The 15166-nt window shown below is 63.5% G+C and carries 13 protein-coding genes and 1 pseudogene; 7 read left to right on the forward strand and 7 right to left on the reverse strand.

The annotated features are described in order from the left end of the window. Positions 1-13: 13 nt before the first annotated feature. Positions 14-673, forward strand: a complete 660-nt coding sequence (locus ACP7AB_RS04070; RefSeq protein ID WP_425990276.1) for a redoxin domain-containing protein — start codon at positions 14-16, stop codon at positions 671-673. Here ACP7AB_RS04070 and ACP7AB_RS04075 read toward each other — a convergent pair whose 3' ends face one another. Then, positions 674-1120, reverse strand: a complete 447-nt coding sequence (locus tag ACP7AB_RS04075; RefSeq protein ID WP_425990275.1) for a hypothetical protein — start codon at positions 1118-1120, stop codon at positions 674-676. It abuts the gene before it with no gap. A gap of 85 nt (positions 1121-1205) precedes the next feature. Here ACP7AB_RS04075 and pgi point away from each other — a divergent pair, with 85 nt between their 5' ends. Beyond that, positions 1206-2801: a glucose-6-phosphate isomerase gene (gene pgi / locus ACP7AB_RS04080; protein WP_425990273.1), complete on the forward strand. Its 1596-nt coding sequence runs from the start codon at positions 1206-1208 to the stop codon at positions 2799-2801. Between the two features lie 30 nt (positions 2802-2831). Here pgi and ACP7AB_RS04085 read toward each other — a convergent pair whose 3' ends face one another. Then, on the reverse strand, positions 2832-3386 hold the full coding sequence (locus tag ACP7AB_RS04085; protein WP_425990271.1) for a hypothetical protein: 555 nt from the start codon (positions 3384-3386) through the stop codon (positions 2832-2834). Positions 3387-3650: 264 nt separating this feature from the next. Between ACP7AB_RS04085 and groES the strand changes: the two genes are divergently transcribed. Further along, complete coding sequence (groES, locus tag ACP7AB_RS04090; protein WP_309627137.1) at positions 3651-3935, forward strand: co-chaperone GroES; 285 nt, start codon at positions 3651-3653, stop codon at positions 3933-3935. A 56-nt stretch (positions 3936-3991) separates the two neighbouring features. Continuing rightward, positions 3992-5644 carry a chaperonin GroEL gene (gene groL / locus ACP7AB_RS04095; RefSeq protein WP_425990269.1) on the forward strand — a complete coding sequence of 551 codons (1653 nt, stop codon included), beginning with the start codon at positions 3992-3994 and terminating at the stop codon, positions 5642-5644. A 137-nt stretch (positions 5645-5781) separates the two neighbouring features. On the opposite strand, the gene ACP7AB_RS04100 is transcribed toward groL, so the two are convergent. Next, on the reverse strand, positions 5782-7029 hold the full coding sequence (locus ACP7AB_RS04100; protein WP_425990267.1) for an HlyD family secretion protein: 1248 nt from the start codon (positions 7027-7029) through the stop codon (positions 5782-5784). Continuing rightward, positions 7026-9155, reverse strand: coding sequence for a peptidase domain-containing ABC transporter (locus ACP7AB_RS04105; protein WP_425990265.1), 2130 nt, complete (start codon positions 9153-9155; stop codon positions 7026-7028). The genes ACP7AB_RS04100 and ACP7AB_RS04105 overlap by 4 nt, the downstream gene beginning before the upstream one ends. A 205-nt stretch (positions 9156-9360) precedes the next feature. Here ACP7AB_RS04105 and ACP7AB_RS04110 point away from each other — a divergent pair, with 205 nt between their 5' ends. From ACP7AB_RS04110 to ACP7AB_RS04120, 3 genes and pseudogenes are all read left to right on the forward strand, one after another. After that, entirely contained in the window at positions 9361-10062 is a 702-nt protein-coding gene (locus tag ACP7AB_RS04110) for a hypothetical protein (RefSeq protein WP_425990263.1), read from the forward strand. Positions 10063-10113: 51 nt separating this feature from the next. Further along, positions 10114-10467 (forward strand): hypothetical protein, encoded by a 354-nt coding sequence (locus ACP7AB_RS04115; protein WP_425990261.1) that lies wholly within the window; start codon positions 10114-10116, stop codon positions 10465-10467. A gap of 202 nt (positions 10468-10669) precedes the next feature. Then, positions 10670-11107: pseudogene (locus ACP7AB_RS04120) on the forward strand (TCP-1/cpn60 chaperonin family protein); the annotation flags it as partial. 298 nt (positions 11108-11405) lie between these two features. Here the strand turns inward: ACP7AB_RS04120 and ACP7AB_RS04125 are convergent. The 3 genes from ACP7AB_RS04125 to ACP7AB_RS04135 all read right to left on the reverse strand — a co-directional run bounded on the left by ACP7AB_RS04125 (position 11406) and on the right by ACP7AB_RS04135 (position 15020). Further along, positions 11406-11828 carry a response regulator gene (locus tag ACP7AB_RS04125; protein WP_425990259.1) on the reverse strand — a complete coding sequence of 141 codons (423 nt, stop codon included), beginning with the start codon at positions 11826-11828 and terminating at the stop codon, positions 11406-11408. Between the two features lie 25 nt (positions 11829-11853). After that, positions 11854-12219, reverse strand: a complete 366-nt coding sequence (locus ACP7AB_RS04130) for a response regulator transcription factor (RefSeq protein ID WP_425990257.1) — start codon at positions 12217-12219, stop codon at positions 11854-11856. A gap of 65 nt (positions 12220-12284) precedes the next feature. Further along, on the reverse strand, positions 12285-15020 hold the full coding sequence (locus tag ACP7AB_RS04135; protein ID WP_425990255.1) for an ATP-binding protein: 2736 nt from the start codon (positions 15018-15020) through the stop codon (positions 12285-12287). Positions 15021-15166 lie beyond the last annotated feature (146 nt).

Below are 15166 nucleotides of genomic sequence, written 5' to 3' on the forward strand. Positions count from 1 at the left end.
GGAGACCGCCGCCGTGACCCGTCTGCCCATCCTCGCCGCCGCCCTTCTGACCCTCGCGGCCTGCCAGCAGGCCGAGGCCCCCGCCGCCGCCCCGGCGACCGGGGCGACCCCCGCCGTCGCGACGACCGGTCGGGCCCAGGTCGCTCCAGCCTTCACCCTGATCGACAGCGAAGGGGTCGCGCGTTCCCTCGCCGATTTCCGCGGCAAGACCGTCGTCATCGAATGGACCAACGAGGGCTGCCCCTATGTCCAGAAACACTATTCCTCAGGGGCCATGCAGGCCCTGCAGCGCGAGGCCGTCGCCGACGGCGTGGTCTGGCTGACCGTCATCTCGTCAGCACCGGGCAAACAGGGCCATGTCGAGGGCGAGGGGGCCCGCGCCTGGCGGACCCGTAATAACGCCGCCTCGACCCATCTGCTGCTGGATCCCGAGGGCACTGTCGGCAAGGCCTACGGCGCGATGACGACGCCCGACATGCGGGTGATCGACGGCGAGGGCCGCATCCTGTTCACGGGCGGCATCGACGACCGTCCGACCAACGAGGTCAGGGACCTGGAAGGCGCGAACAATTTCGTCCGCGCGGCGCTCGAGGACGTGGAAGCCGGCCGGCCCGTTCGCACGGCCTACGCCCAGCCCTATGGTTGTTCGATCAAATACGCGGAAGAGGCCTGATCAGACCTCGGGCTGGGGCGGCGCCGTGATGACTTCGACGTTGTCGTTCAGCAGGTAGGACAGTTCCGCCAGGGCGGTGGCGCGGGTCTCGTCCGTGGTGGCGGCTTCCACAGCCCCGAGTTTCAGCGGGATGTCCTCGGAAATGCCGCGCAGGATGCATTTCAGGTCGCCGTCCGTGCCGCGCTCCTTGAGGATCAGGTGCGCCTGCATGTCGAGAGCGGCGAGTTCCTGCGCCCGAATCTTGAAGGCGTCGAAGTCTGTCAGCACGCCGTTCCAGCCCTCGACGACGGTCTTCAGGGCGCCGGCGCGGCTGACGATGTCGATGAACAGGGGCTCGGACGCGACCGAGACCGGCGCTCCGGCCACCGCGGCCGGCTCGGCGGCGGCCAGGACCACATTGGGGTCGCTCAGGAGGAGGGCGGCGGCGATGGCTATGCCACAGGACATGGTGAACGACCTTTTCGCGAATCTACGATTGAACCGGTCTACGCCCCACCCGTAAACGAGACCTTGCTCAAGGGGATATGTTCGCATGACCGACTGGACCGCCTTCGATGTCGCCGCAGCGCGGGATGCCGACGCGCGCATCGTCGACCAGTTCGCGGCTGACCCGGATCGGCTGGCCCGGATGACGGTCGAGGCGGCCGGCCTCTATCTCGACCTGTCCAAGCAGAGCTGGACAGAAGCCGCCTTCGAGACCTGTCTGGACCTGGCCCGCTCGGCCGGGGTCGAGGCGGCCCGGGCACGGTTGTTCGGCGGCGAGGCGATCAACTTCACCGAGGGCCGCGCCGTGCTCCACCCCGCCCTGCGCGCGGCGACGGGGGCCGACTTCCACGCCCTCGGCGAAGCCGTCTCCGCCGGGGTCGACGCCGTCCGCGCCGACATGGCCGCCTATGCGACCGCCGTCCGCTCGGGCGCCGAGACGGGCGCGACCGGCAAGCCCTTCAAGGCCATCGTCCACATCGGCATCGGCGGCTCGGACCTCGGTCCCCGCGTCGTCTGGGACGGGCTTCGTCCTGTCGACCCGCAGATCGACCTGCGCTTCGTCGCCAACATCGATCCGCGTGACATGGCCGAGGCCCTGACCGGCCTCGCTCCCGAGACCACCCTGGTCGTCGTCGTCTCCAAGACCTTCACCACCCAGGAAACCCTCGCCAATGCCGAGGCTGCCAGGGCCTGGCTGGCGGCCGGCCTGCCCGAGGCCGGCCGCGACAGGCATTTCATCGGCGTGACCGCCGCGCCGGACAAGGCCAAGGCTTTCGGCTGCGCCCGCACCTTCGCCTTCCGGGACTGGGTCGGCGGTCGTTATTCCCTGTGGTCAGCGGTCAGCCTGAGCTGCGTCATCGCCCTGGGGCCGGACGTGTTCGACGCCATGCTGGCCGGCGCTGCGGCCATGGACGACCATTTCGTTTCGGCGCCGCTTGAGAAGAATGCCCCCGTCCTGATGGCCCTGGCCCAGATCTGGAACGTCGACGGCCTGAACCGGCCCGCCCGCACGGTCGCCCCCTACGCCCACGCCCTGCGTCGTCTGCCCTCCTTCCTGCAGCAGCTGGAGATGGAGTCGAACGGCAAGCGGGTGCATCGCGACGGCTTGCCCGTTACACGCCAGACCTGCCCCGTCGTCTTCGGCGAGCCCGGCACCAACGGCCAGCACGCCTTCTTTCAGCAGATTCACCAGGGGCCGCAGGTCGTCCCGGCCGAGTTCGTCATCGTGGCGAAGACGCACGCCGCCGCGCCTGAAAGCCCGCTGTGGTCGAATGCTCTGGCTCAGGGTCAGGCGCTGATGCTGGGCAAGACGACGGAGGAGGCGCGGGCTGAACTGCTCGCCTCCGGCGCGGATGCGGCCGAGGCCGACCGGCTGGCGACGCACAAGACCTTCCCCGGCAATCGACCCTCGACCGCCATCGCCATGGAGCGTCTGACGCCCGGGACGCTGGGCGCCCTTCTGGCCCTCTACGAGCACAAGACCTTCGTCGAAGGGGTGATCTGGGACATCAACTCCTTCGACCAGTGGGGGGTGGAGCTGGGCAAGGTGTTGGCCAGGGAGATCCTGAAGGATGTCTCCGCCGGCGGACCGTCGGCGACGCTCGATCCCTCGACCGCGTCCCTGCTCACGCGCCTGATGTAGAAACGGGCCCCGAAGGGCCCGCTTCAGGTCTCAGTAGTTGCGCCAGCGGCGATCGTCGCGCCGGTCGTCCCGGCGATCGTCTCGCCGATCCGAACGCCACTCGCGGCGATCATCCCTGCGGTCGTCGCGGCGGTCCCAGCCCCGTTCGCGGCTGTTGATGCCTTGCTCGCGCTCCCAGTGGCCGCGATTGCGCCAGCAGCGTCCGTCCCGCCAGTAGTCACAGTCGGAGCGGTATCCACTGTTGCCGTAACCGTAACCATAGCCCGAACCGTAGCTGTAGCCGTAGCTGCTCCCGCCATAGGAGCGATAGCCGCGACGGTCGTCGTCGCTGGCCGCCGCCGCGCCCAGAGCCGCCCCGGCCAGGGCTCCCCCGGCGACATAGCGATCGTCGCCGTCGCCGAGCACCGCGCCGGCGATCCCGCCGACGACCGCGCCGACCAGCAGCCCCGCGACCACATCGCCGTCGTCATTCCGATCGTGCCGGTCATGGCCGCGACCGTAGTTCTGGGCGGCGGCGGCCGGCATGGCGACGGCGCTCAGGGTCAGGGCGGCCGCGCCGACAGCGATCATCCGAAACATCTTCATTCTCTGGCCCTCCAAGGCGGTCAGTGAAGCCTGCTCTACCACCCGGGCGAACAGCGACTGACGAAATCCATTGCTGCGCTCGTGAACCTGAACGGCTGAATTGAATTCCTGTTCATCTGGCGTTCATCGAGCGCGCACGTCTTGACGCTGCTGGGCCGCGACCCTACTTCCGCTGCGCGTTAGCACTCGTGGGGCCCGGCTGCCAAAAAGCCGCCTCCGAGCCGCTACGATGAACTTTTGAAGTCTTCACTGGAGAATACACAGATGGCGTTTCGTCCTCTCGGCGACCGCGTGCTGGTCAAGCGCGTGGAAGAAGAATCCAAGACCAAGGGCGGGATCATCATCCCCGACACCGCCAAGGAAAAGCCGCAGGAAGGCGAAGTCGTCTCCGTCGGCCCCGGCGTTCGTGACGAGCGCGGCACGGTCAACGCCCTGGAACTGAAGGCCGGCGACCGCATCCTGTTCGGCAAATGGTCGGGCACCGAGGTCAAGCTTGAAGGCGAAGACCTGATCATCATGAAGGAATCCGACGTCCTGGGCGTGCTGTAAGCATACCGATCGTCCGACCTTACTTCAACGAAATCAATATTTAGGAGCTGCCCTCAATGGCTGCCAAGATCGTACAGTTCAACACCGACGCGCGCGACAAGATGCTGCGCGGCGTCAACGTCCTCGCCAACGCCGTCAAGGTGACCCTGGGTCCCAAGGGCCGCAACGTCGTGATCCAGAAGTCCTTTGGCGCCCCGCGCTCGACCAAGGACGGCGTCTCGGTCGCCAAAGAGATCGAGCTGGAAGACGCCTTCGAGAACATGGGCGCCCAGATGATCCGCGAAGTCGCTTCGAAGACGAACGACAAGGCGGGTGACGGCACTACCACCGCGACCGTCCTGGCCCAGTCGATCGTGCAGGAAGGCCTCAAGGCCGTCGCCGCCGGCATGAACCCGATGGATCTGAAGCGCGGCATCGACAAGGCCGTCACGGCCGTCCTCGCCGACATCAAGGCCTCGGCCAAGAAGGTCTCGAACAACTCCGAGATCGCCCAGGTCGGCACCATCTCCGCCAACGGCGACGTTGAAGTCGGCGAGATGATCGCCAAGGCCATGGAAAAGGTCGGCAATGAGGGAGTCATAACTGTCGAAGAGGCCAAAACCGCGGAGACGGAATTGGACGTCGTCGAGGGCATGCAGTTCGACCGCGGCTACCTGTCGCCCTACTTCATCACCAACGCCGACAAGATGGAGGTTCAACTCGAAGAGCCCCTGATCATGCTGCACGAGAAGAAGCTGTCGTCGCTGCAGTCGATGCTGCCGATCCTGGAAGCCGTGGTCCAGTCGGGTCGCCCGCTGCTGATCATCGCCGAGGACATCGAGGGCGAGGCCCTGGCCACGCTCGTCGTCAACAAGCTGCGCGGCGGCCTGCGCGTCGCCGCCGTCAAGGCTCCGGGCTTCGGCGACCGCCGCAAGTCGATGCTGGAAGACATCGCCGTCCTGACCGGCGGCCAGGTCATCTCTGAAGACCTCGGCATCAAGCTCGAGAACGTCACCCTCGACATGCTCGGCAAGGCCAAGAAGGTCACCATCACCAAGGACGACACCACCATCGTCGACGGCGTCGGTGAGAAGGACGCGATCGAGGCCCGCATCGGCCAGATCAAGAAGCAGATCGAGGACACCACCTCGGACTACGACAAGGAGAAGCTGCAGGAACGTCTGGCCAAACTGGCCGGCGGCGTCGCGGTCATCCGCGTCGGCGGCTCGACCGAAGTCGAAGTGAAAGAGAAGAAGGACCGCGTCGACGACGCCCTGAACGCCACGCGGGCCGCGGTTGAAGAAGGCATCGTCCCCGGCGGCGGCATCGCCCTGCTGAAGGCGACCAAGGCGCTGGAAGGTCTGAAAGGCGACAACGCCGACCAGACCGCCGGCATCGCCATCATCCGCCGCGCCATCCAGGCCCCGATCCGTCAGATCGTCGAGAACGCCGGCGTCGAAGGCTCGATCGTGGTCGGCAAGGTGCTCGAGAACCCCTCGCTCACCTTCGGCTTCAACGCCCAGACGGAAGAGTACGGCGACCTGGTCGCCATGGGCGTGATCGACCCGGCCAAGGTCGTGCGCACGGCCCTGCAGGACGCGGCCTCGGTCGCCGGCATCCTGATCACCACCGAGGCCGCTGTGGCCGATGCTCCCAAAAAGGGCTCGGGCGGCGGCTCCGGCGGCATGGGCGGCGGCGGCATGGGCGGCATGGGCGACATGGACTTCTAGTCCAGGAAGCTCGGCTCAGGCTGAACCAACAGGAGGGCGGGTCCGGAAACGGGCCCGCCCTTTTTTTCTTGGGCCGCGCCAAGCTGCCCGATCAAACCTGTCGTGAAGCTCATTTTGTTGCGGAGAGGCCATGAGGGCTAACCGGCTCGTTTGCCAGAGGCCAGAATGGGATCAAACAGGAACTGCCAGAGGGTGCGGCGGTCGATGGGAATGTCAGCCCGCAACGCCATGCCCGGCTGCAGCCTCAGGCGCTCTCCGTACGCATCCACGTAGTCCCGCGAAAGCGAGACCCGAACTTCATATACGGCCTCCGTTTGTTGGATTGGAAAGAGTGCCTCGCCAGGACGAATGACTGTTCTGGTCACGTCGAGAATGCGCCCTTCCACAAACCCGAACCGCTGAAAGGGAAACGCTTCGATCTGAAGACGGGTAGTCTGGCCAACCTTCAAGAACCCTGATGCGCGGGTTGGAACGAGCAGGCGAGCTTCAAGCGGCGAACCGTCAGGCGAAATCGACAAGAGCGGCAGATCGGCAGCGGGCGTCATGCCAGGACGCGCCTGTAGGCTGGAAATCGTCCCGGCAATCGGTGCGAGTAGCTGATGCCGTCGTGCCACCTGAAGCTCGGCGCGGCGCTGCGCAACGCTGGCCGCGTCACTTGCCACCCTGGCCGTCGCTTCTGCCAACCGCGCTGGCAAAGCGGCTAGTTGAGACCGCAACTCTGCCGATGTGGCTTCAGACTGAGATATCCGCGCGTCTAGATCAGCCAGCGCCGTGCGTTCGGCGAGGACCGTGCGTCTGCGCCGGTCTACCTCGACGGCGGGTGCATATCCCTGAGCCTGCAAACGCGCCAGGCGCTCCGTATCAGCTTCAGACAGCGCCAGTGCGTCAGCTTGGACTGCGCGCTGCTGGAGGAGGATCTGCTGCAGCCGATTTTGGGCGGCGATCTGATCACGGAGCCGCTCTTGATCGCTCTCGTAGCCTCGGGAGAGTGCGTCCTGCCGATCGTCGAGCGCGGCGCGCTGACGCTCTGTTTCGGCGAGTTGCACGTCAAGGACCGGTCCCTGTCCCAAGCTCGACACGTCGGACGTAAACTCAATGATTGATGCGCCCTCTTCGACGCTCTGTCCTTCCCGCACCAACACCCGCGAGACGCGCCCGGCTTGGACCGCCGTAACCTGAACGATGCCCGCTTCTGGTAGAAGAAAGCCCTGTACAGTTTCCTTGCGGGTGAAGTGCCCGAAAATGAGCGCTGCAAACACGAAGACGCACAAAGCGGTCAGCACCGCAGTCCAGATCACTAAGGATGGCGGCTGGGCCAGCCGTACCTCACCCCAAAGGCGTCGGCGTTTGGCCTCAACTGCTTCCGGACGGAACAAACCCATCATTCGGTCTCGCCAGGCATGGAATGGGTCGAGAGGCCGTCATGAGTTTGAACGGACGGGCGGGCGATCTCGGTAATCAGACCTCGATCAACGCGAAAGACTCGGTCGGCACCGCTCACTGCCGCCTCGCGATGGGCCACCATCACGCGCGTAATCTTCATCTCGGAGAGCGAGGCCATGACCTTCCGCTCTAGCTCTGGATCGAGGTTTGCGGTGCCTTCATCCATGAACAGGATGATGGGGTCTTTGTAGAGCGCGCGGGCCAATAGCAAACGCTGCTTTTGGCCGCCGGAGAGGACGGATCCCATATCGCCTATCAGACTATGGTAACCCATGGACGTCCGCATGATGTCCTCGTGCACTTGCGCGCGCCGGCAGGCGGCCTCGACGCGGTCCATGTCGATATGCGTGTCGAAAAAGCAGATGTTGTCCGCGATCGTACCGCTGAGGAGCTGGTCGTCCTGCATGACCACCCCGAGACGATCCCGGACGGCCCGCAGGCCTAGCGATCGCATTGAGTGGCCGTCGATGAGCACGTCACCTTCAATCGGTTCGTAAATCCCCATCAGCAGCTTAAGCAATGTCGACTTGCCTCCACCAGACGGGCCGACGATGGCGACGGCCTCGCCCGGCCGTATCGACAGCGACGCGCCGTCAAGAACCCACCGCTCATACTGGCCGTAACGGAAGCGCATATTTTGGACGTCGATTGCGCCGACCAGCGGTCGAGCCAACATCGCGGGCCCGTCGAGCCCCCGTTCCGGGTCTGCGTGTACGATGTCTGCGAGACGCTCCAAGTGAAGGCCTAGCATGCGGTACGTGAACAGCGCGCTGATGAGACTCGATACGCGGCCTGAGAACTGTCCAGCGTAGGCCTGAAACGCGAAGTACATACCGAGCGTCATCTGACCGTCGATAACTTGGAGCGCCCCGAAATAAAGCATCGCAAGGCCATGTAGACCTTGCCACACGCCCATTCCTGACCCGCCCCACATGCCAAAGGCTGTCTGGCGGAAGGTGGCGTTTTGGAAGTCCGCGACCGCGTTCTGCCAAAGGCCGTGTCGTTCGGTTTCGCGGCCTGCAATCTTGATTGCCCGAGCACCTCTGACCGTCTCCAGAAAGATGGAATCGGTCTTGGCAGACAGGTTTAAGCTCTCTTCGGCAAACCGCCGTGTGACGGTAAACGTCACCATCCTCACCAGAAAGATCACGATCAAGTTGACCGCCAAGAGCGCCGACAAGATTGGGGAGTACAACACCATCACGATCCCCACCGGAATGACCATCACTGCGTCAAGCAGGGTGCCGACCAAGCCGCCAGTTAGGAAAGATTGAGCCGGATTGAGAGACCCGAACCGGGACATGACATCGCCCACGTGTCGACGCTCAAAAAAGTCAGTGGGTAGGCGGAGCAGATGCTTGAGCAAGTTTCCAGACAACTGGATCGAAAGCCGCTGGCCCGCATGGAGCTGCACAAACCCACGGAGGGTCGAAAGCGCCGTCTGAATGAGCGTTAGAGACCCGAAACCGACCACGATGGCGACCAACAGGTCGCGATCCGAGCGACCGATGACGTCATCAATGACCAACTGGCTCGCCAGGGGCGTGATCAGCCCAATCCCTTGCATGAGCAGGGTCAAAAGGAACATCTGGAATAGGAACCGCCGCAGGCCTGATAGCCGGCTCCAGAGGTCGCCAAGTCGCACTCGCTCAACCGTCTCCTTCTTTTCGAAATGCGGAGCAGGCGTGAGTTCAAGAGCGACGCCAGTGAAGTGACGTGACACCTCCGCCAACGGTAGTTTTCGCTCGCCACGGGCGGGGTCGGCTATCCAAGCGTGGCGGCCCGTGACGCGACGCAACACCACATAATGGTCGAGGCTCCAATGGACGATGGCAGGGGTAGCGAGCTGCCTGAGCTCACTGAGTTCGCACCGAACCGGGCGGCCGGATAAGCCGAGGGTGTCGGCAATGGCCATCAAGTCCTTCAAGCTTGACCCACCGAGGGAGATGGGAAACCGTCGGCGCAGCTCTGAAAGGGTCTCGCGATGGCCATGCGCTGCGGCCACCATCGCTAAGCACGCCAAACCGCACTCGGCAGCTTCAGATTGGAGTATGCTCTCGCGGCCCACGCTACCCTCTGGATTCAGCGAAAGCGATTGATACCGGGGGCGATCTCCTGTCAATCTAGCGTTGTGATATTTCTTGAACAGACGCAGCTGGGCACAAATGCAAAGGTCTCACCCGCTTCAACCAAAGATTACAGGACTATTCATGTTTTGCGTTTTGGCGATTGCGATCTCTATCATAAGTTCGTGCACTCAAGGATCAAGCCATGTGCAAATATCGGGTCGCATCGACGAGGACGTCGCTGAACAATTCCAGTCGCGCTTGCAGGATGGTGCGACCGTTGAACTAGACAGCCTAGGAGGAGATGCGAGTTCTGCATGGCATATCGGACAAGAATTGTATGATGCCCGTGCCACTGTAGAAGTAAAAAATAACTGTGTTTCCGCATGTGCCGAATTCTTGTTGCCAGCTGCCCGACAATTGTTCGTTTCACCTCGGTCCCTTATCGGCTATCATGGCGGAGATTTTATGTTTGACAGGCTGGCGCGCAGATTTCTTAATAACGTGAGTTTTGTTGATCCCGAGCGCTTGAGTTGGCTCGAAGTGCTCTACGGCGAGCGGAGATTAAGCCGTAATTTTTCCGCTGAGGTCCAGCAACGTCTTGATGTTCGCTTTGTACGGCGAGACAATTCTGCGGACGTGCCGCAGCTTGCGATATTCTCAGTGAACTCCTTGTGGTTTCCGACGTCCGATCAGCTAAGAAACTTGCTCGGCTTGCCGATAGCAGGCCCTGTCTGTGCTGATGATCGGCGGTGTTGGGAGCCGCGAATAGTCGCCATTTCGAGGGCAGGCGAACGGATGGTCGTTGGAGATCAGGTTGTGGAAATAGGAGAAAACGGAGCGGTCGAGGTGTCTCCCTGGGCGCCCTCAAGTGTGCAAATTAGGGTTGTGCAAGCTGTGGAGCGCTGACAGATTGCGAACCGGGACAACCGTCCCGCTTGTGCAACGAGGGAGGGTATTATGAGACTGTTATCGGCCTCTGAACTGGAAATCGTCGTGGGTGGTTTCCAGGAGGGCACTCCGCCGACACGCGAAGAGCTCCAGCAATTGCAGCAGCAGATGCAGGAGATGCAAGATCGGCAGCGTGAGCTCGAGGAGCGGCAGGCCGCTCAAGAGCAACGCGAACAGCTACGGCAGCAAATCGAAGATTGCCGAGCGCTCTGGGAGCAGGGTGTTGCGATCCTCGCCGGCGGCGTCGCTGGGGCCGTCGGCCTCATGGGTGCCGGGCCTGTGGGTGCGTGGGGCGGCGTGGCCGGCGGGTACAGTGCCGGCTACGGGGCAGGTGGCATCATCGGCGATCTGACCTGCAACTGAGCTGAGCAGTGAGAATCGCCCGCCATGATTGGCGGGCGATTCTTAGTTTCAATACGGCCTCACGAGGACCTGAGCCTGCTCTTCTTTCATGTCCGTCTCGTTGTGTTTGATGGACTCTCACTCCAACCGAGGGATCACGAGGGGGCGGGTCAGTCAGAGGCTAGCGACGAAATGGGGACACATACCTGTTTCTCTTTGAGCCCGCGTCGCCGCCGTCAAGGCTCCGGGCTTCGGCGACCGCCGCAAGTCGATGCTGGAAGACATCGCCGTCCTGACCGGCGGCCAGGTCATCTCTGAAGACCTCGGCATCAAGCTCGAGAACGTCACCCTCGACATGCTCGGCAAGGCCAAGAAGGTCACCATCACCAAGGACGACACCACCATCGTCGACGGCGTCGGTGAGAAGGACGCGATCGAGGCCCGCATCGGCCAGATCAAGAAGCAGATCGAGGACACCACCTCGGACTACGACAAGGAGAAGCTGCAGGAACGTCTGGCCAAACTGGCCGGCGGCGTCGCGGTCATCCGCGTCGGCGGCTCGACCGAAGTCGAAGTGAAAGAGAAGAAGGACCGCGTCGACGACGCCCTGAACGCCACGCGGGCCGCGGTTGAAGAAGGCATCGTCCCCGGGGGCGACACGGACTTCTAAGAAGAAGTCCAGGGTCCCCCATGCATCCTTGCTGGGCGAGGTCGGGCAAGCCGACCTCGCGGGGGCGACATGGACTTTCAGGCGTCCGGGCGGCGTTTACGCCGCCCGGACGCCCCTGCGCAGGCCGGGGTCCAGTCATCCAGGTTGTCATCCCGGCCTCGAGCCGGGAGGAAATGAAGAGGGCGGGTCCGGCAACGGGCCCGCCCTTTTTCGTCCGGCAAGGCCCGGACTGTTCGGGGAGTCCGGAAAGATCTGCAGTGGCCAGATCGATGAGAAGGCGATGTTGAGTTCAGCGGCCCTTGTGGGCCCGGGTGTAGTCGTCCAGCCAGACGAGGTCGTCCTGTTGCAGCAGATCGGAGACCATGGGCGCGAGGGCATCGGGCTGGATGGGCTTGCAGATATAGCCGGAGGCGCCCGACTGTTTGGCCTGGACCATGTCGTCGATCTCGCTGGAGGCCGTCAGCATCAGGATCCGGACATCGCGCCAGGTCGGCGTAGCACGAAAATGCCGCAACACTTCCAGGCCGGAAATGTCGGGCAATCCCAGATCCAGCAGCACCAGGTCGGGCGCTCGATCCGCCAGCCGGGCGAGGCCCCCTGCACCGGTGCTGGCCGTTGTGACCCGGTACCCGTGAGGAGACAGGACCGCCAAGGCCAACTGCCGAATGAACGGGTCATCGTCGATGACCAGAAGACTGGGGGACGGACTCAAAAGGGCGAGCTCCGGACTTGGCGAATCAGACGGCGAGGGCCGTCCAGCTATCCACAAGTTGTTCCGCCGTAAACGGCTTGGCAAGCTGACGCTTGGCGCCAAATGTCTCGGCCAGTTTGAGATAGAAGCCAGCCCCCAGGCGGCCGCCGGCTGTGACCGCCAGAACGGCCATATCGGGCGCAATCTGTCCCAGCTGCCGGAGCACCTCGACACCGTCCATCACTGGCAGGATCATGTCGAGCACCATGCTGGCGTCCGGGTGCCGGCGCGCCATCTCCAGGGCCTCGACACCATCCGCCGCGTTGATCACGGTGATGTTGGCCTCAAGAAGCGCCGCACCGATTTCCCTGGACCAGAAAGGGTCGTCTTCAACCACGATACATTTGAGCATGGACGAACTCTCTTACGGTCTGGATCAGATCCCCAGCCGAGCGAGCTTTTTTCGTACCTGAGATTTCATGCGCAAGATACGGACTCCAGTAGTTCGCCAATCAACGTATCGAGAGACCCACAGTGCAGATTCTGGTCGCGGCAACGCTTTGCGGCGACTTCCAGCCCGAATGCGGCGGTCGAAACACCTGGAAACCCGAGACCTCCGGCCGTCCCGGCGATCGAATGGGCGAATGCGGCAATGGCGTCGGCGCTCCGGTCGCCGGAGAGCCCCCGCAAGCGCGCAAACTCCTGCTGGAAGGTCTCCATCTGAGAGCGGTAGCGGCTCTTGAGCGCCGCCAGGCGTTCGTCGGACGCGATATTGACGGCCTGGCGTTTTGAAGGTTCTGCGTGGAGGCACGCCACGCGATCGATCAGCTCGAACAGGTCGTCGGTCGAGACGGGTTTGCCCAGATGATCGTCCATGCCGGCGGCACGACAGGCTGCAATCTGTTCGGACATGACATTGGCTGTGAGCGCAACCACCGGGATCCGCTCCACGCGGCCGCCCATGCCGCGGATGGCCCGCGTCGCGGCCATTCCGTCCATGCCGGGCATCTGGACATCCATCAGGACCAGGTCGAACTCTCCCCCGGTGCGCAGGGTCTCGATGGCGGCCTCGCCGGACCCGGCGCAGACGACAGTGTGTCCGGCCCCTGACAGCAGGATTTTCAGGAGTTCCAGATTGGTCTCGATGTCGTCCACGACCAGAATTCTCAGCCCGCGCGAAGCGGATGAGACCTGGGAGGGACGTGGCATGGCAGCAGGGGCGGACGTCGGTGCGTAGGGCAGGGTGAAGATCGCGGTCGTGCCGACATTCTGTTCGCTCTCCAGATCAACGTCGCCGCCCATCATTCGGGCCAGGGAGCGGCTGATGTTGAGTCCGAGCCCTGACCCCCCGAACCGTCGTCCAACCGAGGTGTCCGCCTGGGTAAAGCCGGTGAAAAGCACGGCAAAGGCGTCAGCCGAGATGCCGATACCGGTGTCGTTGACCCGCATCTCAAGGGCCCCCCCGACAAGACGGACCTGGAGGGTTACCTTGCCCTCGTGCGTGAATTTCGCGGCATTCCCGAGCAGGTTCAAAAGGACCTGCCGGGTTCGTTGCTCGTCCCCCACCACCCAGGGCGCGACCTCGGCCGCGCATTCGAGGTCCAGGACGAGACGGTCACCGATGCTGGTGCGGGTGAGGTCAAGCACATCGCTCACAAGCCCGTGCAGATCATAGGCGCGACGCTCGATCCTCATCTTGCCGGCCTCGATCTTGGAGAAGTCGAGGATGTCGTCGATCAGGGCGGACAGGCCCTTTCCGGCCGTACGGATGCGATCAACGTAGCGGCGCTGGTCCTTGCCCAGCTCTGTATTGGAGAGGACTTCGGCAAAGCCGAGGACGCCGTTCAGCGGCGTTCGGATCTCGTGGCTCATGTTGGCGAGGAAATCCGCCTTGGTGCGAGCGGCCTCGACGGCGACCGCGGCCGCGGCCTCCGCCTGATCGCGCGCGCTCCTCAAGAGGTCGTTGGCGTCCTGCAGTTCTTCTTCAGCCCGCTTCAGAGGCGTGACGTCATTCTTGAGCACGTAGAACCCCTGGGTCTGGCCCGTGGAGTCAACGTCAGGAATGTAGTGGCTCCAGATGTACAGGACCTCGCCGGACGCGTTGATCATGGTCCGGGGAAACGACTGACGTTGACCGCTCAGCGCGCTCTGGATGTGGTGCTCATATTCGGGGAATTCTTCCGGGCCGAAGAGCTCCGGAAACGTGATGTTGAGCATGGTGTCGAGGGATCGTCCGAACCAGTGCGCATGGGCCGCATTGGCGAATTTGCAGCGCAGATCCTTGTCCCAGTAGGCGACCATACCGGGCAGGTTGTCGGTCAGGGTGCGGAGAAACCGTTCCGAAGCGACCTGGTCCGTGACGTCCTGGAAAGTGCCCCTCAGGCCCGTAACCGCGCCGGAGGCGTCCCGGCGACAGAAGCCGCGCGCGATGATGTGCCGCTCTTCGCCATTGGGCCTGTAGATCCGTGCGCCGAACTCGTACTCCCGTCCCTCGGCGATCGCTCGCCGGACACAGTTCGCCAGCACCTTCGCATCGTCGGGGTGATAGCGCTCCAGTACGCCCTGGAGCGGCGGCGGTTCGACGTCGGGCACGTAGCCGTGAATGCGATAGACCTGGTCAGACCAGGTGGTGCGGTCGGCAAGGACGTCCCATGACCATGTCCCGAATCCCGCCATCTGTTCGGCCTGTTTCAGCAGTTCGGCCTGCTGGGCGGCAAGGAGCGCAATGCGTTCACGGTCCCGGCTCTCGAGCCGGAGGACCAGGGCCTGGACGACGCTCTTGGCGATCGCCTGCAGACGTGAAGCGTTCGCGGCTGAAAACTTACGGACCACTGTATCGATGATGCAGAGGGTTCCGAGGCGATGACCCTCGGCCGTAATCAGGGGGGCGCCGGCGTAGAAGCGGATATCCGGGGGGCCGGTGACCAGTGGGTTGGTGAAGAAGCGCGGGTCAGCGGTGGCGTCGGGAACCACGAACACATCGTCGGAGACGAGGGCGTGCTGGCAGAAGGACGTATTCAGCGGGGTCTGGTCCACATCGACGCCAATCCATGCCTTGAACCACTGACGTTCACTATCGATCAGGGAAATCAGTGCGATCGGCGCGCTGAAAGTCTGCGCGGCAAGTTCTGTCAGGCTGTCGAAAAGTGGTTCTGGCGGCGCGTCAGGAACCTGAAGTTGATCGAGCGCAGTTCGTGTTTCAATCTCGCTCATTCCATCCACTTCGAATCGCCCCCACAGCTTGTTCGCGCGGCCAAAGCGCTAGCGTTAACAAGGTGAACCGGCCATGCGGCGGCCCGTCGCAGATAGACCTCTCGCCACCCCAGCCAATCAAGGTCAGATCAATCAGGGACTCTTGT

The sequence above is a fragment of the Brevundimonas sp. TWP3-1-2b1 genome (assembly GCF_049896165.1).
GTDB classification, from domain to species: domain Bacteria; phylum Pseudomonadota; class Alphaproteobacteria; order Caulobacterales; family Caulobacteraceae; genus Brevundimonas; species Brevundimonas subvibrioides_B.

Excerpts from the sequence above, each read along its gene's own strand:
- ACP7AB_RS04075 (WP_425990275.1), bottom strand. The coding sequence starts at position 1,120 with ATGTCCTGTGGCATAGCCATCGCCGCCGCCCTCCTCCTGAGCGACCCC.
- pgi (WP_425990273.1), top strand. The coding sequence starts at position 1,206 with ATGACCGACTGGACCGCCTTCGATGTCGCCGCAGCGCGGGATGCCGAC.
- ACP7AB_RS04085 (WP_425990271.1), bottom strand. The coding sequence starts at position 3,386 with ATGAAGATGTTTCGGATGATCGCTGTCGGCGCGGCCGCCCTGACCCTG.
- groES (WP_309627137.1), top strand. The coding sequence starts at position 3,651 with ATGGCGTTTCGTCCTCTCGGCGACCGCGTGCTGGTCAAGCGCGTGGAA.
- groL (WP_425990269.1), top strand. The coding sequence starts at position 3,992 with ATGGCTGCCAAGATCGTACAGTTCAACACCGACGCGCGCGACAAGATG.
- ACP7AB_RS04100 (WP_425990267.1), bottom strand. The coding sequence starts at position 7,029 with ATGATGGGTTTGTTCCGTCCGGAAGCAGTTGAGGCCAAACGCCGACGC.
- ACP7AB_RS04115 (WP_425990261.1), top strand. The coding sequence starts at position 10,114 with ATGAGACTGTTATCGGCCTCTGAACTGGAAATCGTCGTGGGTGGTTTC.
- ACP7AB_RS04130 (WP_425990257.1), bottom strand. The coding sequence starts at position 12,219 with ATGCTCAAATGTATCGTGGTTGAAGACGACCCTTTCTGGTCCAGGGAA.
- ACP7AB_RS04135 (WP_425990255.1), bottom strand. The coding sequence starts at position 15,020 with ATGAGCGAGATTGAAACACGAACTGCGCTCGATCAACTTCAGGTTCCT.